General features: G+C 71.6%; 19 protein-coding genes. 7 read left to right on the top strand and 12 right to left on the bottom strand.

What is annotated here, in order from left to right; all coding sequences use genetic code 11:
• Positions 1-96: 96 nt before the first annotated feature.
• The 5 genes from yjfF to H9Y04_RS41475 form a co-directional block, all read right to left on the bottom strand.
• Positions 97-1,119 (bottom strand): galactofuranose ABC transporter, permease protein YjfF, encoded by a 1,023-nt coding sequence (yjfF, locus tag H9Y04_RS41495; RefSeq protein ID WP_187819449.1) that lies wholly within the window; start codon positions 1,117-1,119, stop codon positions 97-99.
• Entirely contained in the window at positions 1,116-2,201 is a 1,086-nt protein-coding gene (locus H9Y04_RS41490; RefSeq protein WP_187819448.1) for an ABC transporter permease, read from the bottom strand. The genes yjfF and H9Y04_RS41490 overlap by 4 nt, the downstream gene beginning before the upstream one ends.
• Positions 2,198-3,766, bottom strand: coding sequence for a sugar ABC transporter ATP-binding protein (locus H9Y04_RS41485; RefSeq protein WP_187819447.1), 1,569 nt, complete (start codon positions 3,764-3,766; stop codon positions 2,198-2,200). Before H9Y04_RS41485 ends, H9Y04_RS41490 begins: the two co-directional genes overlap by 4 nt.
• Positions 3,767-3,796: 30 nt before the next feature.
• On the bottom strand, positions 3,797-4,801 hold the full coding sequence (locus tag H9Y04_RS41480; protein WP_187819446.1) for an ABC transporter substrate-binding protein: 1,005 nt from the start codon (positions 4,799-4,801) through the stop codon (positions 3,797-3,799).
• Between the two features lie 262 nt (positions 4,802-5,063).
• Complete coding sequence (locus H9Y04_RS41475; RefSeq protein WP_187819445.1) at positions 5,064-5,786, bottom strand: M15 family metallopeptidase; 723 nt, start codon at positions 5,784-5,786, stop codon at positions 5,064-5,066.
• Positions 5,787-5,873: 87 nt separating this feature from the next.
• Here H9Y04_RS41475 and H9Y04_RS41470 point away from each other — a divergent pair, with 87 nt between their 5' ends.
• The 3 genes from H9Y04_RS41470 (at position 5,874) to H9Y04_RS41460 (ending at position 8,838) form a co-directional block, all read left to right on the top strand.
• The gene (locus tag H9Y04_RS41470) at positions 5,874-6,554 is read left to right on the top strand and encodes a response regulator transcription factor (protein ID WP_187819444.1); all 681 of its coding nucleotides are present in this window, start codon (positions 5,874-5,876) and stop codon (positions 6,552-6,554) included.
• On the top strand, positions 6,547-7,701 hold the full coding sequence (locus H9Y04_RS41465; protein ID WP_308801930.1) for a sensor histidine kinase: 1,155 nt from the start codon (positions 6,547-6,549) through the stop codon (positions 7,699-7,701). The genes H9Y04_RS41470 and H9Y04_RS41465 overlap by 8 nt, the downstream gene beginning before the upstream one ends.
• A 180-nt stretch (positions 7,702-7,881) precedes the next feature.
• Positions 7,882-8,838, top strand: coding sequence for an endonuclease/exonuclease/phosphatase family protein (locus tag H9Y04_RS41460; protein WP_308801947.1), 957 nt, complete (start codon positions 7,882-7,884; stop codon positions 8,836-8,838).
• A 44-nt stretch (positions 8,839-8,882) separates the two neighbouring features.
• Here the strand turns inward: H9Y04_RS41460 and H9Y04_RS41455 are convergent, their stop codons facing one another.
• Complete coding sequence (locus tag H9Y04_RS41455; protein WP_187819442.1) at positions 8,883-9,461, bottom strand: hypothetical protein; 579 nt, start codon at positions 9,459-9,461, stop codon at positions 8,883-8,885.
• 144 nt (positions 9,462-9,605) lie between these two features.
• Here H9Y04_RS41455 and H9Y04_RS41450 point away from each other — a divergent pair, with 144 nt between their 5' ends.
• Complete coding sequence (locus H9Y04_RS41450) at positions 9,606-12,377, top strand: AfsR/SARP family transcriptional regulator (RefSeq protein WP_187819441.1); 2,772 nt, start codon at positions 9,606-9,608, stop codon at positions 12,375-12,377.
• On the top strand, positions 12,364-12,516 hold the full coding sequence (locus tag H9Y04_RS46300; RefSeq protein WP_214662171.1) for a hypothetical protein: 153 nt from the start codon (positions 12,364-12,366) through the stop codon (positions 12,514-12,516). The genes H9Y04_RS41450 and H9Y04_RS46300 overlap by 14 nt, the downstream gene beginning before the upstream one ends.
• Here H9Y04_RS46300 and H9Y04_RS41445 read toward each other — a convergent pair.
• The 3 genes from H9Y04_RS41445 to H9Y04_RS41435 form a co-directional block, all read right to left on the bottom strand.
• Positions 12,513-13,760, bottom strand: coding sequence for a DegT/DnrJ/EryC1/StrS family aminotransferase (locus H9Y04_RS41445; RefSeq protein ID WP_187819440.1), 1,248 nt, complete (start codon positions 13,758-13,760; stop codon positions 12,513-12,515). The two genes, H9Y04_RS46300 and H9Y04_RS41445, sit on opposite strands and share 4 nt — an antisense overlap.
• Before the next feature lie 85 nt (positions 13,761-13,845).
• Positions 13,846-14,934, bottom strand: coding sequence for a GNAT family N-acetyltransferase (locus H9Y04_RS41440; protein ID WP_187819439.1), 1,089 nt, complete (start codon positions 14,932-14,934; stop codon positions 13,846-13,848).
• Positions 14,935-15,141: 207 nt separating this feature from the next.
• A complete protein-coding gene (locus tag H9Y04_RS41435; protein WP_187819438.1) occupies positions 15,142-16,308 on the bottom strand; it encodes a winged helix DNA-binding domain-containing protein in 1,167 nt (388 codons plus the stop codon).
• A gap of 206 nt (positions 16,309-16,514) precedes the next feature.
• On the opposite strand from H9Y04_RS41435, the gene H9Y04_RS41430 reads away from it, so the two are divergent.
• Entirely contained in the window at positions 16,515-18,170 is a 1,656-nt protein-coding gene (locus tag H9Y04_RS41430) for a TlrC/CarA/OleB/SrmB family ABC-F type ribosomal protection protein (protein WP_187819437.1), read from the top strand.
• 25 nt (positions 18,171-18,195) lie between these two features.
• Here the strand turns inward: H9Y04_RS41430 and H9Y04_RS41425 are convergent, their stop codons facing one another.
• Positions 18,196-18,558: a DUF1304 domain-containing protein gene (locus H9Y04_RS41425; protein ID WP_187819436.1), complete on the bottom strand. Its 363-nt coding sequence runs from the start codon at positions 18,556-18,558 to the stop codon at positions 18,196-18,198.
• Between the two features lie 79 nt (positions 18,559-18,637).
• Positions 18,638-19,060 (bottom strand): protein-tyrosine phosphatase family protein, encoded by a 423-nt coding sequence (locus tag H9Y04_RS41420; RefSeq protein ID WP_187819435.1) that lies wholly within the window; start codon positions 19,058-19,060, stop codon positions 18,638-18,640.
• 99 nt (positions 19,061-19,159) lie between these two features.
• On the opposite strand from H9Y04_RS41420, the gene H9Y04_RS41415 reads away from it, so the two are divergent.
• On the top strand, positions 19,160-20,047 hold the full coding sequence (locus tag H9Y04_RS41415; protein WP_187819434.1) for a MerR family transcriptional regulator: 888 nt from the start codon (positions 19,160-19,162) through the stop codon (positions 20,045-20,047).
• A gap of 64 nt (positions 20,048-20,111) precedes the next feature.
• Here the strand turns inward: H9Y04_RS41415 and H9Y04_RS48030 are convergent, their stop codons facing one another.
• Entirely contained in the window at positions 20,112-22,871 is a 2,760-nt protein-coding gene (locus tag H9Y04_RS48030; protein ID WP_187819433.1) for a D-alanyl-D-alanine carboxypeptidase family protein, read from the bottom strand.
• Between the last annotated feature and the right edge of the window lie 47 nt (positions 22,872-22,918).

Raw genomic sequence — 22,918 nt, 5'->3', positions numbered from 1 at the left:
CCGCACGTGTACGAGGGGTGTCCCGGCAACCGGGACACCCCTCTCCCCTCCTCGTACACGGCAGGATCCGTCAGGCCTCGTACGAGGCCTGATCCGCTAGGTCTTCTTGCGCCCCGTCATCGTCCGCTGGATCAGGATGAACGCGCACAGGAGCACACCCGTCGCGATCTTCGTCCACCACGAGCTGAGCGTGCCCTCGAAGGTGATCAGGCTCTTGATCAGGCCGAGGACCAGGACGCCGAAGAGGGTGCCGACGACATAGCCCGAGCCGCCGGTCAGGAGGGTGCCGCCGATGACCACCGCGGCGATGGCGTCGAGCTCCATGCCGACGGCGTGCAGCGGGTCCCCGGACTGGATGTAGAGCATGAAGAGCAGGCCCGCCAGGGCCGAGCAGAAGCCGCTCACCGTATAGACGGCGATCTTCGTGCCGCCCATCGGGAGGCCCATGAGCAGGGCGGACTGCTCGTTGCCGCCGATCGCGTACACGCGGCGTCCGAAGCGGGTGTGGTGCAGGACGTAGTACGCGACGGCGAGTACGGCGAGCGCCACCAGGGCGCCGATCGACAACTCGCCGAGCCCGAGCGGCACCCGGGTCTGGGCCAGGGTGTCCACCGAGGGGTCGCTGACGGAGATGGACTCCTTGCTGATGACCAGGCACAGGCCGCGGAAGAGGAAGAGTCCGGCGAGGGTGACGATGAAGGGCTGGATCTCGAAGTTGTGGATCACATAGCCCATCAGGAAGCCGCCGAACGCGCCCACGCCGAGTGCGATGGGGACCACCAGGACCAGCGGCAGACCCTGCCGTTCCACCAGCCAGGCCGTGAACATCGTGGTGAAGCCGATCACCGAGCCCACGGACAGGTCGATGCCGCCGGACAGGATGACGAAGGTGGCGCCGATGGCGGCGACCAGGAGGTAGCCGTTGTCGATGAACAGGTTGAGGAACACCTGGGGTTCGCCGAACCCGTAGTTGGTGTAGCGGCTGAGGCCGCCCCCGTACATGGCGAGGAACAGAGCGGCCGTGACGAGGACCGGCAGCCGGGGGTCGGCGAGCAGGCGGGTGGTGCGCGATGCGGTGCCGTTCGCGGCGGCCTTGGGCTTCTGGGCGGTCGCCGTCATCGGGACACCTCCGTCTTCGGCGCGGGCTCGACCGGCGCCACGGGCTGGGCGGGGACGGTGACCTTGCGGCGGGTTTTCCTGCCGAAGACCTTCTCCCGGAACTTCGGGGACTGCAGCAGGCATACGGCGATGACGACGGCGGCCTTGAAGACCAGGTTGGTCTGGGTGGGCACGCCGATCGTGTAGATCGTGGTGGTCAGGGTCTGGATGACGAGGGCGCCGAGCACCGTGCCGCCGATGGAGAACCGGCCGCCGGTCAGCGCGGTGCCGCCGATCACCACGGCGAGGATCGCGTCGAGTTCGATCCACAGACCGGCGTTGTTGCCGTCCGCGGCCGAGGTGTTGGAGCTGATCATGAGCCCCGCGATACCGGCGCACAGCGCGCAGAACACGTACACCATGATCTTGATACGGGCGGACCTGATGCCGACGAGCCGGCTGGCCTCGGCATTGCCGCCGACCGACTCGACGAGCAGTCCGAGCGCGGTGCGGCGGGTGAGCAGCATGGTGGCGGCGACGACCACGGCCACCACGAAGATGGAGAACGGCAGGGTCAGCCAGTAGCCGCCGCCGATCAGCTTGTACGGCTCGCTGTTGATGGTGATGATCTGGCCGTCGGTGATCAGCTGGGCGACACCGCGGCCCGCGACCATGATGATCAGGGTCGCGATGATGGGCTGGATGCCCATCCGGGCGACGAGGAAGCCGTTCCACAGACCGCAGACGACGGCTGCCACGAGCCCGATGCCCATGGCGAGGAACACCGCGGACAGCGCGCTCTGGTCGGCCTGGTCGCTGATGTACGAACAGGTCAGGGCGCCGGTGATGGCGACGACCGCGCCGACGGAGAGGTCGATGCCGCCGGTGGCGATGACGAGGGTCATGCCGACCGCCACGAGGATGAGCGGCGAGCCGAACAGGACGATCGAGACGAGACTGCCGTACAGGTGGCCGTCCGTCATCTTGACCGAGAAGAAGTCGGGCGTGAAGGGGACGTTGACGAGCAGCAGGCCGATCAGGACCGCCACCGGCCAGAAGAGATGGTGCCGCGTCAGCGCTCGCAGGCGGGACGTGGTGGTCACTGGTGTTCTCCGCTCGCGATGGTCTCGAGGATCCGGCTCGTGGTGATCTCCGGGCCGTTGGCCAGGCGCGCCACGAGCTTGCGGTCGCGCAGCACCCCGATGGTGTGGCTGAGCCGGAGCACCTCTTCCAGCTCGGCCGCGATGTAGAGGACGGACATGCCGTCCTCGGAGAGGGAGACCACCAGTCTCTGGATCTCCGTCTTGGCGCCGATGTCGATGCCGCGGGTGGGCTCGTCGAGGATCAGGAGCTGCGGGCTGGTGATCAGCCAGCGGGCGAGCAGCACCTTCTGCTGGTTGCCGCCGCTGAGCTGGCCGACGCGGGCCTCGGGGTTGGCCGGGCGGATGTCGAGCGCCTTGATGTACTTGGCGACGAGTTCATCGCGCTGGGAGGCGGGGATGGGGCGGGTCCAGCCGCGGGCCGCCTGGAGCGCGAGGATGATGTTCTCGCGCACCGTCAGATCGGGGACGAGGCCCTCGGTCCTGCGGTTCTCCGAGCAGAACGCGACGCCCGCGCCGATCGCGTCGTTCGGCGCGCTCATCGAGACCTGTTTGCCGCCGATGGTCACCTTGCCGGTGTCGGGGTGGTCGGCACCGAAGAGCAGCCGGGCCAGCTCGGTGCGTCCGGAGCCCAACAGGCCTGCCAGGCCCAGGACTTCGCCCTTCTTGATCTCCAGGTCGAACGGGGAGATCTTGCCGCTGCGCCCGAGCCCCTCGGCCTTGACCAGGGTCTCGCCCACGTCCGAGTGCAGCTGGTGCTCGTGCAGCTCCTCCAGCTGGTCGAGCGCCTTGCCGATCATCAGCTCGATCAGGCCGACCTGGTCGAGGTCGCGGACCAGGTGCTCGCCGACCAGGGTGCCGTTGCGCAGGACGGTCATGCGGTCGCAGATCTCGTAGATCTGGTCGAGGAAGTGCGAGACGAAGAGGATCGCCACTCCGTCGTCCCTCAACTGCCGCATGAGCCGGAAGAGTTCGAGCACCTCGTCGCGGTCGAGGCTGGAGGTGGGCTCGTCCAGGACGAGCACCTTGGTGGCCGTACCGGACCCCGGGGCCTGGCCCGCCCCGGAGCCCGGCGTCTCACGGTCGCCGGTGCCCACCGACCGTACGATCGCCACGAGTTGCTGCACGGCCAGCGGATACGAGGACAGCGGCGCGGCCACGTCGATGTCGAGCCCGAGCCGGTCGACCAGCTCCGCCGCCTCCTTGCGCATCCGCTTCCACTGGATGCGGCCGCCGCGGGTGGGCTCGCGGCCGATGAAGATGTTCTCCGCCACCGACAGGTTCGGGCAGAGGTTCACCTCCTGGTAGACCGTGCTGATCCCGGCCTGCTGCGCCTGCAGCGGGCTGGTGAACTCCACGGACTCGCCGTCGAGCGTGATGGTGCCGCCGTCCAGCGAGTGGACCCCCGTGAGCACCTTGATCAGCGTGGACTTGCCCGCACCGTTCTCCCCGATCAGGGCGTGTATCTCGCCCGGGAAGAGCCGGAAGTCGACGCCCGACAGAGCCCGTACCCCCGGAAATTCCTTCACTACGCCCGTCATCTGCAGGACGGGCCGCGGCTCTGCCATGGCAGCGCTCCTTGCTCCTCGTGCGGCCGGTCAGTACTTGCGCGTGGGCAGCGCGTCCTTGGCCTGGTCCTGCAGGAAGTCGCTCTCCTCGGTCTTGATCCAGCGCTCGACCTTCTCGCCGTCCTTGACCTTCTTCACGACGTCCATGAGCTGGGGGCCGAGCAGCGGGTTGCACTCGACGATGGCGTTGATCTTGCCCTCGGACATGGCGATGAAGCCGTCCTTCACGCCGTCGACCGTGACGATGAGGATGTCCTTGCCGGGCTTCTTGCCGGCCGCCTCGATGGCCTGGATGGCGCCGATGCCCATGTCGTCGTTGTGCGCGTACAGGACGTTGATGTCCGGGTTCGACTGCAGGAACGCGGCCATGACCTGCTTGCCGCCGGCGCGCGTGAAGTCGCCGGTCTGGCTGACGACGATCTTCCAGTCGTCCTTGTGGTCCGCGTCCATGATCTCCTTGAAGCCCTTGGCGCGCTCGATCGCGGGGGCGGCACCGGTGGTGCCCTCCAACTGGGCGATCTTCACGGGGCCCTTGTGGCCGGCCTTCTCCAGGACCTTCTCCAGGATCTTCGCGGCCCGGCGGCCCTCGTCCGTGAAGTCGGATCCCACCAGGGTCACGAAGAGCGAGTCGTCCGAGGTCTCCACGGAGCGGTCGGTCAGGACGACCGGGATCTTCGCGGCCTTGGCCTCCTTGAGCACCGCGTCCCAGCCCGTGACGACCACCGGCGAGAAGGCGATGACGTCGACCTTCTGCGCGATGTAGTTGCGGATCGCGGAGATCTGGTTCTCCTGCTTCTGCTGGGCGTCGGAGAACTTGAGGGTGTAACCCGCCTCCTTGGCGGCCGACTTGACCGACTCGCTGTTGGCGGTGCGCCACCCGCTCTCCGAACCCACCTGGGAGAAGCCGAGCGTGAGCGCCTTGCCCCCGCCGCCGGTGGAGCCGGAGGGCTTGCCGTCCTCCTTGGCGCAGGCCGCGAGCCCGGCCGCGGCCGCCGCACCTACCGCCGCGGTGAGGAAGTTACGCCTGGTGAGCATGCTGGATCTCCTTCGTAGCGGTGCTGTTCGGGGACGTGCGGTGATGTTCTGAGGCTCGGGCATTGTTCGAAATCTCGAACATGAGAGGGCGTTCAGGGGTGGAACTCGGTGAGTTGGATCAAGAAGGGGGGTGCGGCTGCGAGAGGTCATAGTGAGCTCTCACCGCTCCCTCCGGTCAAGAGGTCGCGCACGAAGCCGGACATCACGTTTACGTAACGCGCGCGGGCTCAGGGCGTCCTGCCTGGCCCGTCGCGAAACGGAGTCACCGCATCCGGGGATCCTCGGTCGGGTCCGCGTACATCGCGGGGCAGCCGGCGGTGACCGCTTGCGGACGCAACTCGTAATGCCAGGGCTCGTTGCGGTAGATCTGGCACAGCCCGTACGCGGCACCGTGGCGCGAAAGCCACGTCTGGGCGGCGCTGGGCCCTAGGTCGATCGCCTCGCCCGAGACATGCGGGGAGTTCTGTGCGGTGGCCACCCAGCGGGCGGCCTCCTCCTCGGAGCCGTACTGTGCGACCGCCTTGCGCAGGAGCTCCTCCTGGTAGTCCGCCGAGCGCCAGCCGCTGTTCACGGTGAACGTCAGCCGGGCGTCCGAGGCCGCGCGCTGCAGGGCCGTGAGCAGTGCGGGGTCGAGGTTCGCCACGGCCGCGATGTGCTCGTCGAAGACGGTCACGCCGTCGGGCACGCGGCCGTCCTGCTCGCCGAGCGGGCGGTGGTCGGCGCGTTTGCCGGGCGGGGCGGGCGGCTTCGAGGCGGACGGCTCGGAAGCGGACGGCTCGGGGGCGGCCGAGGTGGCCGAGGCGCTCGGGGTCGGCGAGACCTGGGTGAACGACGAGGAGGTCGGTGACGACTGGCAGCCCGCGAGGCCGGTCAGCGTCGCACCTGCGATCACGGCCGCGACGGCGGCGCGCAGGGCCGGGCGGCGCCGTGCGGGACGAGGCGCGGAGTGGGGAGCGGGAACTGCGGATATGTCGCTGTGGTTCATACGCCGCAGTCAAGAAGGAAGGGTGTTGCCGTCCCGTATGCGGTTTTCGATATGCCGACGATATGTCCCGGCTCGTAGCCTCGGAGCATGCGAGTGCTGATCGTGGAGGACGAGCCCTACATGGCGGAGGCCATCCGCGATGGTTTGCGTCTGGAAGCGATCGCGGCGGACATCGCCGGGGACGGTGACACCGCTCTGGAGCTCCTGAGCATCAATACGTATGACATCGCTGTCCTCGACCGTGACATCCCCGGTCCCAGCGGTGACGAGGTGGCCAGGAGCATCGTGGCCTCCGACAGCGGGATGCCGATCCTCATGCTGACGGCCGCCGACCGGCTCGACGACAAGACCAGCGGGTTCGAGCTCGGCGCCGACGACTATCTGACCAAGCCCTTCGAGCTGCAGGAACTCGTGCTCAGGCTGCGGGCCCTCGACCGCAGGCGCGCGCACAGCCGACCGCCCGTACGGGAGATCGCCGGGCTGCGGCTCGATCCGTTCCGCCGGGAGGTCTTCCGCGACGGGCACTATGTGGCGCTCACCAGAAAGCAGTTCGCGGTCCTTGAGGTGCTCGTGGGAGCCGAGGGCGGAGTGGTCAGCGCCGAGGAGCTCCTGGAGCGGGCCTGGGACGAGAACGCGGACCCGTTCACCAATGCCGTACGGATCACGGTGTCGGCGCTGCGCAAGCGGCTCGGGGAGCCGTGGGTCATCGCCACGGTGCCGGGCGTCGGCTACCGGATCGACACAGCCCCTGGAGGGGAGCGTGCCTAGGCAGCCCGGCTGGAGCGTCCGGCTCAAACTCACCCTCAGCTACGCCGGGTTCCTCGTGCTCGCCGGCGCCTTGCTGCTCGCCGCCATCGGGTGGTTCCTCCTGGAAGAGGGGTGGTTGCAGACCAACGAATCGGGCCGGTGGCGGATGACTCCGGGCACCACCTTCATCCGCGGCTTCGCACCGCTGGCCGCCCTGGTCATGCTGTTCCTGCTGGTGTTCGGCCTCGTCGGGGGATGGATCCTCGCCGGCCGGATGCTCGCCCCCCTCACCCGGATCACGGACGCCGCGCGCATGGCCACGCACGGATCGCTCTCCCACCGGATCCGGCTGCCCGGCCGTGACGACGAGTTCCGCGAACTCGCCGACGCCTTCGACACGATGCTCGCGCGGCTCGAGGCGCACGTCGCCGAGCAGCGGCGCTTCGCGGCCAACGCCTCGCACGAGCTGCGCACACCGCTGGCGATCTCCAAGTCGCTCCTTGACGTGGCCCGTGCCGACCCGGCCCGCGACATCGACGAGCTGCTCGACCGGCTCAGCACCGTCAACACCCGGGCGATCGACCTGGCCGAGGCGCTGCTCCTGATGAGCCGCGCCGAGCAGCGGACCTTCACGCCGGAGGAGGTCGACCTGTCCCTCATGGCCGAGGAGGCGTGCGAGACCCTGCTGCCCCTCGCCGAGAAGCGGGGCGTGACGGTGGAAACAAGCGGCGAGATCACGCGCACGACCGGTTCACCGGCGCTGCTCGGGCAGTTGGTGGTGAACCTCGTGCACAACGCGATCGCCCACAACCTCCCGGACGGGGGCTCCGTGTGGATCACCACGACGGCGCGCCCGCACGCCGCGGAGCTCACCGTCGAGAACACCGGTGAGCTGCTCTCCCCCGAGCTGGTCGCCACCCTCACCGAGCCGTTCCAGCGCGGCACCGAACGCGTCCACGGCGACCACGCCGGGGTCGGCCTCGGTCTGGCCATCGTGGAACGGATCGTCCAGGTGCACGACGGCACCCTCACCCTCAGGCCGCGCGCCGAAGGCGGCCTTCACATCCGCGTACAACTGCCCGCGGTGCACGCGCAGGGGCAGTGGCAGGCGCAGTCGCCGGCGCAGCCGGGCAAGCAGTGGCCTGCAGTCCAGAAAGACGATCAGTGAGTGAAGCAAGCAGTGAGTGACACGATCAAGGGAGTCGCGCAGGCGCGGGAGTTGGGCGTCCCGGAGGCACAGGAGTTGGGCGAACCGGAGGCGCATGAGCGGGGCAGGGACCGGGCCGAAGCGGGCACGGACAAGGCCCCGGACACGGAGCGCCGGCCGGGTCCGTGGCGGCGCGGTCTCGTGCTCGCCGTGTGCGCGCTGCTGCTCGGCCTGCTCCTGCTGCTGCACGACCACCTCACGGACCGAGCGGGGCTCGGCAGCCTCGTCGAGACGTTCCTGCCGTGGTGCGGCCTGTTCGTGCCGGTGCTGCTCGCCGCCGCGCTGTGGCGCCGTTCCGCCTCCGCGGTGGTCGCGCTGCTCCTGCCGGCCTTCGCGTGGGTGAGTCTCTTCGGCGGGCTGCTCCTGGACAAGTCCGAGGCGGGCGGCGATCTCACCGTGGTCACCCACAACGTCGCCGCCGAGAACACCGACCCGGCCGGCACCGCGCGACAGCTGGCGCGCTCGGGCGCCGACTTGCTGGCTCTGGAGGAACTGTCCGACGAGGCCAGGGGCACGTACGAGAAGGAGCTGGCGCAGGCCTACCCGCACCACACCGTGCAGGGCACGGTCGGCCTGTGGAGCAAGCTGCCGCTCTCGGACACCCGGCCGGTCGACGTGCTGCGCGGCAACGTCGGACCGGCGGCGCAGAAGCGGCAGCGGGAACACCCCGAGCAGGTGCCCGTCGATCCGCCCCGCGCGCTGCGCACCACGGTGGCCACGAAGAAGGGCCCGCTCGCGGTGTACGTGGCACACCTGGGCTCCGTACGGGTCATGCCGCGCGGCGGTTTCTGGACCCAGTCCCGCGACGCCGGGGCGACGAAGCTCGCGCAGGCCGTCGCCGACGAGCAGCTCGAACGCGTCGTGGTGCTCGGCGATCTGAACGGCACCACGGACGACCGCGCCCTGTCCGGCCTCACCTCCCGGCTCACCTCGGCCCAGGCGGACGCGGGCGACGGCTTCGGCTTCAGCTGGCCGGCCGCGTTCCCGATGGCCCGTATCGACCAGATCCTGGTCAGGGGCCTCGACCCGAAGAGCGCCTGGGTCCTCCCGGAAACGGGGAGTGACCACCTTCCGGTCGGAGCCCGCCTGAGCTGGTGAGGCCCCCTCACTCACTCCGGGAGCCCCTCAGTCCAGGAACCCCCTCAGTCCAGGAGCCCCTCAGTCCGGGAGCCCCGCACCTCCCGCCGCAGCTCATACCCCACCCCCGCCAGCCACAGCCGCCCCGCCAAATCCGCGTGGCAGCCGTCCCGTTCGGGCTGGCCGCGCAAGAGGGCTACGGCGGGGGCGGTGAGGCGGAGGGTGCGGGAGGTCAGGGAGGGGCCGGCGGGGCGCACGGTGACGCCCGGGAGGGCCGTCAGGTGGGTGGCCCAGGAGCGGGGGACCTTCACCGTGTAGGTGGTGTCCGTGCCCGTGGACTGTTCCAGGGCGTAGAGGACATCGCCGTAGCGGGCGTGGGCGAGGGCCGAGCGCAGGGCCGACTCCGGGCTCCACAGGCCGGAGTCCACCTGGTCGCAGGCGAAGATGCGGCCGGGGCGTGAGCGCGCGTACGCGAACCAGGTGCCCGCACGGGAGGGCAGCGCGTAGCCGATCGGGTAGCCGCCCGGGAGGCCGTCGCGTACGCAGAGGTAGATGGCGCCCGTCGCGTCGCCTTCGTCCTGGGTGAGGAAGAGGCCGCGAGCGGACAGGAGGTCCGTCAAAGAGGTGCCGTCCGTGATCGTCAACTGGCTGCTTCCTTCCGGGAGTCGGGGCGCGATGCGCGGCGGCCGCGTCCCCCGGTGCGGCCGCCGCGCTTGCATACCGTCGCGGAAGGCGTTGCAATGCCGATGAAATTCCGATGATGCGCGCGGGGACGGGAGGGGCGGCGGGTGAGTCTGCGGCTGGCCGTGCTCGGGCCCGTGCGGGTCACGCGCGGCGGTACGCCGGTGCCCCTCGGGCCCGCGCGGCAGCAGGCCGTTCTCGTGGCGCTCGCGCTGCGGGCTGGTCAGGTCGTCCCGCGGGAGCAGCTCCTCGACGGGGTGTGGGGCGAGCGACCACCACCGACCGGGGTCAAGGTGCTGCCGAGCTATGTGTACGGGCTGCGCAAGCGGCTGGATCCGCCCGGGACCGGTCCGGAGGATTCGGTCATCCGAGGCGAGGCGGGCGGATACCGGCTGCATGACGGTCACATCGCCTTCGACAGCGCTGAGTTGGAAGCACATTTCGGTGCCGCCCGGGCGGCCGCGGCGCCCGCCGACGCCCTCGCGCACCTGGACCGCGCGCTCGCCCTCGTCCGCGGCGATCCGCTCGCCGGGGTGCCGGGCCCCTTCGCCGAGGCCGAGCGTGCGCGGCTGCGGCTGCGGATCCGTGCCGTACGGCTACAGCGGCTCGAAAGTCTCCTGGACATACGGAAGTTCGCGGAGGTCGTGGACGAGCTGGCGGGTCTCGCGGCCGACCCCTGCGACGAGCAGCTCGCCGCCCTGCGCATCCGCGCCCTGCACGGCGACGGGCGGCAGGCCGAGGCCTTGCAGGTGTACGAGGAGCTGCGGGGGCGGCTGCGCGAGGAGCTCGGCGTCGATCCGGGTGCCGAACCGCGCCGGGCGCATCTGGCGGTGCTGCGGCAGACAGGCCCAGGGCCGAGACCGGGCCCCGACCCGCAGCACGCACCCACCGCAGCCCTCGCCCCACGCCCCGTCAACACCCTCCCCGGTGACTCAGGGCATCTCGTCGGCCGTGACGCCGAACTCGCCGAGCTCATCGCCCCGTTCACGCCGGGCGCCGTCACGGTGACCACCGTCCACGGGCCCGCCGGGGTCGGCAAGAGCGCCCTGGTGGTGCGGGCCGCGCGGGAGCTGAGCGCCCAGTACCCCGACGGCTGCCTGTTCGTGGATCTGCGCGGGCACAGCACCCAGCGCCGCCAGACCCCCGAACAGGCGCTGCAGCGACTGCTCAGGTCGCTGGGCGCGTCCAAGGGGGAACTCCCCAGTGATCTGCAGGAGTTGACCGAGGCCTGGCGCGCCGCGACCAGTGCGCTGCGGCTGCTCCTCGTCCTCGATGACGCGCTCGACGCCGGGCAGGTGCGGCCTCTGCTCCCGGCCGGCGCCGGCAGCCGGGTCCTGGTGGCCGGGCGGCACCGGCTCGCGGAGCTCGACGCCGAGTGGCGGGTGGGCCTCGAACCCCTGGAGAGCGCGCAGGCCGTCGCGCTGCTCACACATCTCATCGGCGAGGAGCGCGCCGCCGAGGAGTCCGCCGCGGCCGAGCAGCTCGCCCGGCTCTGCGACGGGCTGCCGCTCGCGCTGCGGATCGCCGGTTCGCGGCTGCAGAGCCGTACCGCCTGGAGCGTGGAGTACCTGGTCGGGCGGATGGCCGGGGACGGGCGGCTGCTCGGGGAGCTGAGCGTGGGCGACCGCAGCGTGGAGGCCGCGTTCCGGCTCTCGTACGACCAGCTCGGCGCGGAACAGCAGCGCGGTTTCCGGGCGTTGGGGCTCGCGCCGACCGTCGAGTTCGATGTGCGCACCGCAGCGGCGATGCTCGGCTCGTCCCCGTACGAGGGCGAGGACCTCCTGGAGAGCCTGGTCGACGCCAGCCTGGTGCAGCAGCCGGGACCGGGCCGCTACCGGCTGCACGATCTCGTCCGGGTGCACGCCCGGCGCCTCGCCGGGACCGCGCCGGAGGAGGCCGCCGCCGTACGGAAACGGGCACTGCGGCTGCATCTGGCGGCCGCGCGGACGGCGAGCAACTGGGGAGCGGCCGGCTTCCCCGGTGGGCCGTACGACGAAGCAGCGACCGGGCCGCCGGGCGAGGGCAGCCGCTTCCGCGGCTGGCGCGAGGCCGAGGCCTGGCTCGACTCCTTCGGCGGCGAACTGCCCGATGTCGTCGGGCACGCCGTCGCCTCCGGCGAGTACGACCTGGCGTGTCGGCTCGCGGAGGCGTACACCGACTACTTCGTACGGCAGGGGCGCTACCACGAGAGCCAGACCGCGCTCGAACTCGCCCTGCCCCACGCCGGCCGTTCCGGCGATCCGCGGATGCCGCTCGCCCTCCGCAATTGCCTCGGATACACCGCCATCTATCAGCGCCGCTACACCGAGGCCCGCGCCCTGTGCACGGAGAGTCTCCAACAGGCAAGGATGCAAGGCCAGAGGGGCGAGGAGGCGCGCGCTCTCACCGGTCTCGGCGCCATCGCGCTCAGCGTCGGCGACGGGCGCCGCGCCCTTGAGTGTCTTGCCGAGTCGGCCGTTCTGTGCGAGGCCCGGCAGGACCACTGGCTCGGGTCGGTGACGCGGCTCGTGCAAGGTCTCACGCACCAGTTCAGGGGCGACGGCGACGCCGCGCTCGCCGGCTTCGCCGCGGCCCGCCGGCACGCCGAGGCGAGCGGCCGCCCCCACTGGCTCGGCCGCATCCTCAGCAGCAGCGCCGACATCCATCTGCACCACGGCCGCTACGCGGAGGCCGCCCGGCTCCTGACCGACGCGGTGCGCCTGGTGGACGAGGCCGGGGATGTGTTCCTGGCGGCCCAGAGCCTGTCGCGGCTCGGCACGGCGGTGCACGGGCAGGGCGATCCCGGCGCGGCGATCGCCCTGCACCAACAGGCCCTGCTTCAGCTGCGGTTGCTTTCTGACCGAACCGAGTTACGGCTGGCTCGAGATGGATATACGTAGCCGTCTCGGCGGTGCGTTCTTGGCGACGGGACGTATCGCCGAGGCCCTGCGGCAGTACGAAGGGGTGCTCGGCGCACCACGGCAGTCACGCCGGGGCACGCCGCGGGGCGCCAAGACCTCCAGCGACCCGGCCGTCTAGGACGCCCGCTCGTCCGGATACGCGGCATCCAGCTCGCGCGGCAGCTGCTCCGCCGCCGTGCTCGGCGTGAAGCGCGCCGCCCGCGCCCCCTCCCGCTGGAGCGCCCGGATCACCGGGCCCGACTGCAGCGGATCCGCGGGCAGCACATGTGCCGCGAACCAGCGTGCGGCCTCGGGCGACGGGGACGGATCGCTGAACTCCAGGCCCGCGTAGTCGTCCAGGGGCGGATCGTAGAGATAGCCCGTGACCAGGCCGTACCGGACCAGGCGGTCGGCCAGGACGTCCCGGTCGTGGACCAGGAGCGGTGCGCGGAACAGCGGGAGCGGGCCCTCGTGGGCGAGGTGTTCGCGCAGCGCCGGGGAGGCCCAGGTGGTGCCGGTCAGCTCGTCCACGCCCACGCGGCGGCGGGCCAGATCGCCGTCGAGCGCGGCGAGCCGCAGCGCCAACTGACCGCGTACGAGCGGTCCGTGGCGGTCGCGCCAGCTGTGCAGATCGACGCGTAACCAGGGGCTGTACGCGGGCAGGTTGGGCGCGCGGGTGCCGCACACGGCCAGGCGCGGGCCTTCGAGGGGCATCCGGTAGCCCGAGCGTTCGAGCAGGCCGAGGCGCTGGGCGGCGCGCCAGACCGGGCGCACCAGGTGCAGGGTGCGGACCGCCGAGCGGGCCAGCGGAAGCAGCGCGGTGGCCACGTCCTCACGCAGCCGCGCGGGCAGCAGCAGATCGTCGCGCAGCCGCTCCAGTTCGCGCCGTGTCCGGGCGTCGCCGACCGCGAGGAAACCGCCCGCCTTGCCCTGCACATGCTTGCCGAGACTGAACACGCCCGCCGTGCCGAAGGTGCCGACCGCCTGCCCGTCGACATGGGTGCCGATGGCGTGGGCGGCGTCCTCGAACAGTGGGATGCCCAACTCGTCGCAGCGCGAGCGCAGTTCGCGGATGCGATCGGGTATCCCGTACAGGTTGGTCGTCAGGACCGCGTCCACTCCGCGCCAGACGGTCTCGGGCACGGCGTCGGGGTCGATGTTCCCGTCCGCCGCCGAGACCGGCGCCTGCACCGGTCGCAGCCCGGCCGCGAGCACCACGAACAGGATCACGTCGTCGTTCACCGGCGACATGAGCACCCGGCCGCCGGGGCGGCACCAGCGGCGCAGCGCCAGATAGAGCGCGAGCCGCGCCGAGGGCGTGAACAGGCACTCCCGTCCCAGGCGCCGCGTCATGTCCGCGGCAAGTCTCGCTCCGTACGGCATGGGCCACTTCCTTCCGTAGAAGCTGCCGGTGCTCTCAGCGTCGGTGCGTGCTCAACGTCGGTGCATGCTCGACGTCGGTGCCTGCTCAGCGTCCGGTGCGAGCCGTCCTCAGGGAGCCCGCCGCCTTCAGGAGCCGGTCCGCGGGCTCGCGCAGGCGGGGGTGGGCGTTGACCGTGTTGCGCAGTCCGCGGACGGGGCGGCGCCACATCCTCAGGGCGGTGGAGACGGGGTGCGGGCGGGTCGCGAAGCCTTCGGCGACGCGCAGTTCACGGGTCTTCAGCCAGTCCTTGTACGTCTTGTCGCCGCGCCCGAAGTCCATGAGCTGCACACCTTGACGGCCTGCCGCTTCGGCCATCCGCAGATGCATCAGCAACCCCGGCGAGTAGTAGTGCAGTTCGGGGTCGTACGTGGTGAACCAAGCGGCGAACACGGTGCGCGAGGTGGGCCCGAAGTGCACGGCGACCGGCCGCTCCCCCGCGTAGAGCACGGACATGACACCCGTGAAGTGCTCCTCGCGCACCGCGAAGAGGTCCTCGACGAGGGCCACGATCCAAGGCTTGGCGAACCGGTCCATCCGGCCGGTCCTGCGGTACTGCGCCGACTTCCAGTCCATCAACTGCCGCAGCATGACCGGATCGCGCTCGTCGTACACGAAGCGCAGCTCACCGTGGTCGCGGGCGAGCCGCCGCTCCTTCTTCAGGGTGGTCTTGGCGAGGCCGGGGTAGGTGGCGCGCAGCCATTCTGCATACGTGCCGTCGCCGGCCTTGAGGTCGACGACGGGCGAGGCGAAGGTGCCGGTGACATAGGGCCCGAACGGCCGCTGCCCGTCGACGAGATGGTCGAACTCGAGGACGGCGAGCCCGCATTCGCGCAGCAGCTGCCGCGCGTTCCAGGTCACGCCAGGGCGGTGCACGAGGCCCTGGCTGTCGGAGAGCCCGAGCCCGATGGCGCGGCCGACGCCGAAGGCGCCGCGTTCGTACGGGAGAAAGCCGACGGCCTCGTTCTTCTGGTGCAGCACCGCGACCCGGGCGGAGGGGCGGTGGCGGCCGATACCGGCAGCGAACTCCGGTGCCAGAAAGGGATTCGCATAGAGCGGCGACTCGTCCATCGCCTTGTGCCAGGCCTTGCGGAGCTCGTCGTTCAGCTCCTGCGGTCTGTGGATCGATATGTCCACGCGGTCCGCCCTCCACGGGTGAGACCGGGGGCGGGCCCAGTGTTGGACACGGCCGAGCAGCGGCGGCCGCCCCCCAGTTCCCCCGGCCCCTGCCGGGCTCAAACGTCGCGAAACCGCATGCAGCCTGTCAAGGCTCTTGAACGCAATGGATTGGCCATGAACAGGCAACGCCGGGCGAAACCGACAGGTGGGGCAGGCGCGGCCGCCTCACGCAAGGAGCTCTTTGGTGAGCGGCGCGGGGAAGTTGACCCTCAACTCGCCCTGATCCAGAAGGGTTTGGAGCCCGTTCTGGGCGTCGTCGACGAGCGCCGCGCCATCGGCACCGGGGTCGGTGAACAAGCGCCGGACCACCTCGCCCGTGGGGCGCTGGGCCCAGGTGCCGACGATCCGGCCGTCGAGCCAGATCGTCGGACCGCCGTTGCCGGCCGTGTCGAAGAGCAGCGGGCGGTGGTCCGGGTCCAGGGAGAAGTCGCGGTGCCGCCAGCCCATCGTGGCGGGGTCGAGGCCGGGCAGGAACGCGGCCCAGGGGGTGACCTCGTCCGGGGTGCGCGGGTCGAGATCCCAGCCTGGCCCCGCCTCCCCCAGATCCACCTGTTCGGGTGCGATCCGCTCAAGCGCGCGCCGCACCTCGCGCAGGCTCCAGCCCGTCCACCACTTCAGGTCCGCCTCTGTTCCGGGTCCGTAGGCGGCGAGCCAGCGGCGCACCAGGTCGGCCTGGGCGTCGGCGGGGTCGAGGTGAGGGAGTCCGGGGGCCGGGTGGTAGCGGAAGCGGCTAGAGGTCCAGCCGCCGACCGGGCGGCCGCGGCGCACCTTGCCCTCCATCGCGAGCAGCCGGAGCAGTTCGCCGCCGATCCGCAGCGTGGACGCGTAGTGCTTGCCCGGGCTGAGCGTGATCGTCGTCTGCAACTCGGGGACGGCCTCCGTCAGTTCGGGTGCGGAGGCCTCACCCAGTCCGGCGAGTACGGTCAGCGCCTTGGCCGCCGTGTCGTCGAGCCAGCGGTCGTCGCGGGCGGGGTCGGCGGCGGCCAGGTGCCTGAGCAGCGTGGCGCGTTCACGCTCGGCCATCGCCTTCGGCGCGGCATGGAAGAAGACGGGGACGAGCTCCGCCGGCACGACGAACAGGGTGCGCCGCATGCAGTGCATCCGCAGCAGGGTGCGGTCCTCGTACAGCGCACGGTCCACATCGGCGGGCGCGGGCACCGCGAGCCGCGCGCAGGCGGAGAGGGTGACCGTGGCGGCATCCGTGGCGTGCAGGCCCACGAGGGCTTCCGCGACGTCCTCGGTCCGGCCCGCCCGGGCGGCGGGGTGCAGGAGATGCCGTACGGCGAGGCGGGCTCGGCGGTCGGCCGGGGTGACGCGGCGGAGGGCGGGCATGGGGGCAGGGTAAGCCGCCGGGCGGGCCCCGGAAGGGAGCAATTCAACGAGACGAGACGAACCGTCTTGTCAAACTGCTCCGTGTGCCGTACCGTCGTCCGCATGGGTTCCCTGTGATCACCGCCGACGCCGCCGCGTAGAGCCTCGCTCCGCGGCCGGCGCCCCGTGCCGTCATCTCGCCTGCCGCGACCCGAAGGGGCCCACGTATGCGTGCGCCATCAGCCCAGCTCTCCGTCCACGACGTCACCCACCAGTACGAGACCGGCACCCGGCCGGTCCTCGACAAGATCACGTTCACCGTCCGGCCCGGCGAGAAGGTCGGCATCATCGGCGACAACGGCTCGGGGAAGTCCACCCTCCTCAAGCTGCTCGCCGGCGAACTCGCCCCCACCACGGGCGAGGTGACCGTCGCCGCACCCGGCGGCGTCGGATATCTCGCGCAGAGCCTCGGCCTGCCGCCGGAGGCGACCGTGCAGGACGCCATCGACGCGGCGCTCGCCGATATCCGTTCCCTGGAACGGGAGTTGCGGTCCGCCGAGCAGTCCCTGGAACGGCTCCAGGGCCCGGACCTCGACACCGCGCTCCAGTCGTACGGAAGGATCCTCGCGCGCTTCGAGGCACGCGACGGATACCGGGCGGACGCCCGCGTCGACCTCGCCCTGGCCGGCCTCGGCCTGCCGGGCCCGGCACGCGACCGCCGACTCGGCACCCTGTCCGGCGGCGAACGCTCCCGGCTCGCGCTCGCCGCGACGCTGGCCGCCGAACCCGAACTCCTGCTGCTCGACGAACCCACCAACGACCTCGACGACCGCGCCCTCGGCTGGCTGGAGGACCATCTGCGCCGCGTGCGAGGCACGGTGGTCGCGGTCACCCACGACCGGGTGTTCCTGGAGAACCTGACCGGCACGATTCTGGAGGTGGACGAGGCGAAGGTGACCCGCCACGGGGACGGCTACCGCGGCTATGTCACGGCGAAGGCCGCCGAACGCCGCCGCCGTGTCCAGGAGTACGAGCAGTGGCGCGACGAGCTCGCCCGCAGCCGCAGACTCGCCGAGACCAACGTGGCCCGCCTGGACGACATCCCGCGCAAGGTGCCGCTCGCGGTCTTCGGGCACGGCGGCTTCCGGGCGCGCGGACGCGGGCACGGCGCGATGGTGCGGATCCGCAACGCCAAAGAGCGTGTGGCACGGCTGACGGCACAGCCGGCCGAACTGCCGCCGGATCCACTGAAGTTCACCGGGGAGATCCGGCGTCCGGAAGCGGAGCCGGCGGACGCGGTGACACCCTCGGCGGAGCTGTCCGGGATCCGTCTGCCCGGCCGGCTCGACCTGCCGTGTCTCCGCCTCGGACCGTCCGAGCGGCTCCTGGTCACCGGGCCGAACGGGGCGGGCAAGAGCACCCTGCTCGGGGTGCTCGCCGGGGAGCTCGCGCCCGCGGCCGGAACCGTACGGGTGCACGGCCGGGTCGGCCATCTGCGGCAGCACCAGGCGCCGTGGCCGGCCGCCTGGCCCGTGCTGCGCGCGTTCGCGTACGGCAGGACCGGGACGATCGCCGAGCACCGCGAACTGTTCCTGTCCCTGGGCCTGTTCGCCCCCGCGGACCTGCGGCTGCGGGTGGGCGAACTGTCCTACGGCCAGCGCCGCCGGATCGAACTGGCCCGTCTCGTCACCGAGGAGGTCGACCTGCTGCTGCTCGACGAGCCGACGAACCACCTCTCCCCCGCCCTCGTGGAGGAACTGGAGGAGGCGCTCGTCTCCTACGAGGGCGCGCTGGTCGTGGTCACGCACGACCGGCGGATGCGCGAGCGGTTCGCGGGGCGGCGCCTGGAGCTGGCGGACGGGAGCCCGGTGCTCGGTGCGTGAACCGGGCGCCGCCCGCCGACAGGGCTCAGCGGGCGGCGATCACCAGAGCCAGACCGATCAGCGCCGGAACGGTCTGGACGAAGAGGATCTTCCGGCTGGCCGTGGTCGCGCCGTATGCGCCGGCCACGGCCACGCACACCAGGAAGAACACCTTGGCCTGGAAGCCCACCGGGTCGGCTGCCACCAGGCCCCACACGAGGCCGGCGGCGAGGAAGCCGTTGTACAGCCCCTGGTTGGCCGCGAGCGCCTTCGTCTCGGCGGCGAAGGCGGCGGTGGTCCCGAAGGCGGCCCGGGCCCGCGGTCCGGTCCACAGGAACATCTCCAGGACCAGGATGTAGGCGTGCAGGACGGCGATGAGCGCCACCACGGCGTCAGCGATGATCGACATACGCATCAGGGTCACACGGGAAACGGCGCACCGCTCACCCGCCGCTCGGCCGGTGCTCAGCCGGTGCACCGCATGGTGCTCAGCCGGTGAACCTCCGTACGTACCGCTTCTGCCAGGGCGTCTCCACCGCGCGGCGGTCATAGCCCCGGCGTACGAAGGCCACGGCCTCGTGCGCCGGGACTCCGTCGAGCACGGCGAGACAGGCGAGCGCGGTGCCGGTCCGCCCCTTGCCGCCGCCGCACGCGAGCTCGACCCGTTCGCCCGCCGCGCGCTCCCACGCCGTACGCAGCTTCGCGGGCGCGTCCGCCGCGGGCAGCCAGAAGTCCGGCCACTTCAACCAGCCGCACTCCCAGGCGACTTCGGGCGGCTCCTTGCCGAGCAGATACAGGCCGTACGTCGGCTCCGGCCCGGCGGGCAGCGGGTTGCGCAGCCCACGGCCTCGCACCAGACGTCCCGACGGCAGTTCCAGCACCCCGGCCGTACCGGGCTCCCAAGACTCCATGCGGCCACGCTAAGGCGCGCCGCTTGACCTTGTCCCTGGGGTAAACCACAGGGTCGTCACCGCCGGGAGGAACCCCTCCCGGTCACGGAGGATGGGGCCATGACGGACCGCGACGGTGACGGGGAATGGGCCGGGGACCCGGACAGGGCCGAGGAGTGGCTGACGATCGGGACGTTCGCGTCCCGCTCGCGCCTGTCGGCGAAGGCACTGCGGCTCTACGACCGCCTCGGGCTGCTCTCGCCGGCCCGCGTCGACCCGGTGAGCGGCTACCGCTTCTACCGGCCCGCACAGGTCGAACGGGCACGGCTCGTGGCGCTGCTGCGGCAGCTCGACATGCCGCTCGCGACGGTCAAGGAGATCGTCGCGCTCGACGACACCCGGGCCGCGGAGGCGGTCCAGGCGTACTGGACCGGGGTCGAGGAGCGCGTCGCCGCCCAGCGGACGCTGGTGCACTTCCTGCGTGGACGGCTGTCAGGGAGGAGTTCGGAGATGTACGAGAAGTTCGAGATCCGCACGATGGAGGTGCCGGAGCAGTTCGTGCTCTGCGAGACCCGGCACACGCTCGCCGGCGATCTGCCCGCGTTCATCGGCGAGTCGCTCGGGCGGCTCGAGAAGGCCGCGCAGGAGTGCGGCGGCATCGCGGCCACACCGTTCGTGGCGTACCACGCCGAGGTCACCCAGGAGAGCGACGGCCCGGTGGAGAGCTGCGTCCCGGTCGCGGACGGGGCCGCCGCACGCGCCTGGGCCGGACACCAGGGCCGGGCGGTGACGGCCCGCACCGAGCCGGCACGGCGCCTCGCGTACACCCGTATCTCCAAAGCGCAGGTGGTGTATCCGCAGATCATCGCGGCGTACGAGGCGGTGGAACGCTGGATCGCGGACCAGGGCCTGACGATCGACGGCCCGTGCCGCGAGGTCTACTTCGCGGACTGGGACACCATCGGCCCGGACGACGAGGCGTGCGACATCGCGTATCCGATCGGCTAGCCGGCAGCCGACCGCATGCCGAAGGGGCCGCCGCGTCGCCGCGACGGCCCCTTCGTTCCTGCCGTCAGGAGATCCGCGTCAGCTTCGAGCCGAAGCCCGGCTCGACGAGATCGGACTGGAGCGCCACCGGTACACGGACCGCGTCACCGATGCCGTCGCCGACCGTGAGCACGCCCACCTGCGTACCCTCCTTCGCCGCGTTCGGGATCTTGCCGTCCGCGACGAGGTCGAGCTCGACCGTGAGGCCCGGCCAGCCGACCGCGTTGACGTCCTTGGTCGCGACGACCGGCGTCCTGCCGCCGAACCTGTCGTCCACGTACCCGACGACATCGCCCTTCTTGACGATCTTCTTCGAGGTGAGCGCGGCCTCCGCGGCCTCCATCAGCTTGCGGCTGTTGGCGGTCACCTCGTCGATGTTCGCGTTGGTGTGCTTCGCGAACTGCGCGAGCGCCGCGCCGATCACGATCTGCTCCTTGCCGTCGACGGTCTTGCGCGAGGCGAAGAGGAGGTTGCCGCCGGCCGCCGTGGTGGTGCCGGTCTTGATGCCGACGGCGACGGTCGGGACGAGGTTGTTGAAATTGCACCAGACCTTGCCGGCCAGCTCGGTTCCGGCCATGCAGTTCGGGTCGCCGCGCCCGTTGGTCGGCGTGTAGTACCGCTCCCCGACGATCTCCTTGAACACCGGGATCTCCATCGCGGCCCGGCCCAGCTTCACCAGGTCCTCGGCGGTCGAGACGGTGGTCTTGTCGAGACCGGAGGCATCCGTGAACGTGGTGTTCTTCATGCCGAGGTCCTTGGCGGCGTCGTTCATCTTCTGCACGAACGCCTTCTCGTCGCCGTCGGAGTCCCAGCGCGCGAGCAGCTTTGCGACGTTGTTCGCGGACGGCAACATCAGCGCCTGGATCGCCTCGCGCTCGGAGAGCGTCTCGCCCTCCTTGACGTCGACGACCGACTCGTTGTCGGCCTTGCCGGAGACGTAGTGCTCCTCGGCCTTCTTGTCGACGGGGATGTTCGCGCCCTTGCCCTCACCCTTGATCGGGTGCTCCCTGAGGATCACGTAAGCCGTCATGACCTTGGCGATCGACGCGATCGGCACGGGCTTCTGCTCACCGGACGTGCCGAAGGTGCCAACCCCTTCGACGTCGAGCGCGGCCTGGCCCTGGTCCGGCCACGGGATCTGCGGCTTGTCGCCCTCGAAGGAGACGGTCGACTGGGCGGTGAGGTTCAACTCCGGGGTCGGCAGCGGGCGTACGGCCTGTACGACTGCAAACACAATCGCGAGCAGCAGGACGAGCGGCGTCCAGATCTTGATCCGCCGGCCGACCGTGCGCAGCGGAGTCTCCGCCGGCGGCGGGGTGTTGGTCAGCTCGGCGAGCAGGTCGAGCGGCGCCTTGGGCGGCAGCGGCTGCTGCGCGGTCCGCTCGGGGCCGGCGTTCACCGGGGACGGCGCGCTCGCCGCGGCCGCCCGGGGAGCGGCCTCCGGCGCGCGGGTCGGGTCGGGCTTGGGTGCGGCGGGGGACTCGGGCCTGCGGGCGGGCCCGTCGAGCGGCTTCAGCGCGATGAACTTGCTGGTGCGCTCGGCGGGGGACTCGGGCTGGGCGCTCTTGGCGGGCGCGTCCGGCTTGGCGTCCGACTTGGGATCGGGCTCGGCGTCCGGCTTGGCGTCGGTGGGGGTGTCCGCCTTGGCTTCGGTGCTCTTGGCGTCCGGCTTCGCGTCCGGCCGTACGGTCCGGAACATGGCCGTCGGCTGGTCGACGGGGGGCGGCAGGGTCTTGAACACGGCCGTGGCCTGGTCGACGGGCGGCGCGGCATCCGCACCGGCTTCGTCCTCGGGCTCGGGCTCGGGCTCGGGCTCGCTCTTGCTGGCTGCGGGCTCGGGCTCGCTCTTGCCGGCTGCGTCCCCGGCTGCGGGCTCGGGCTCGGGCTCGCTCCTGCCGGCCGCATGATCGGCTGCGGCTGCGGCTGCGGCCTTGCCCTCGTCGCCCTCGTCCGCGCGCTCTGCCACGTCGGCGTCGGCGTCGGCGGGTCCGGCGTCGGCGTCGGCGTCGGCGTCGGCGGGTCCGGCGTCGGCGTCGGCGTCGGCGTCGGCGTCGGCGGACTCGACTTCGGGCTCCCCCTCGGGCTCCGACGCGGACTCAGCCTCAGGAGTGGCCTCGGCGTCAGCCTCAGCCTCAGCCGCGTCGTCAGACTCCGGCTCCGGCTCCGGCTCCGGCTCCGGCTCCGGCTCCGGCTCCGGCTCGGCAGCTTCCGCCTCCGCCTCGCTCTCCGACGCGGCCTCGGCCCCGCCACCGGGCTCGGACCCGGCAGCAGCCTCCGGCTCACGCTCGGACTCGGCATCGTCACCCGAGCCCCCGTCATCGCCGGCATCGGAGTCGGCATCGGCTTCAGCCCCCTCCGGCGCCTCCCCCGCCACCCAAGCCGCCACAGCGGCCCGCAGCCGGGCGTGCTCCGCGCCGCCGCCTGCCTCGGCCTCCCCGGCCTCACCCGACGGCTCCCGGCCACCCTCGGCGCCCGCTTCCGCGCCCACATCCGCCCCGGCCTCGGAATCGGACTCGGACTCGGGCTCGGACGCAGCCGCACGCCCGGACTCGCCCGCACGCCCGGCCCCGGCCTCGCGCTCCGGCTCCGAAGCGCCGTTCAGCCGCAGCCCCGCCGTCGAGAAGATCGCCGTCGCCTGATCCGTGCGCGGCTCGCTCTCCCGGGACACGGCGAGGCGCGGGTCCACGGCACGTTCCTCGGGTGCGGCCGAACCGCCCGACGCGGTCGATCCGTTCACGTCCGAAGAACTCCGCTGCTGCGCCCTGTCCGGGGTCTCGCCCGCCACCGATGCCTCCCTAGCTCCGACCTGTACGACCCGTACAGCCTGAACGA

It is taken from the genome of Streptomyces polyasparticus, assembly GCF_014493765.1.
Taxonomy (GTDB): Bacteria; Actinomycetota; Actinomycetes; order Streptomycetales; family Streptomycetaceae; genus Streptomyces; species Streptomyces polyasparticus.
Note: the sequence above shows the minus strand (reverse complement) of the source record. Positions and strands in the feature narration are given on the sequence as shown.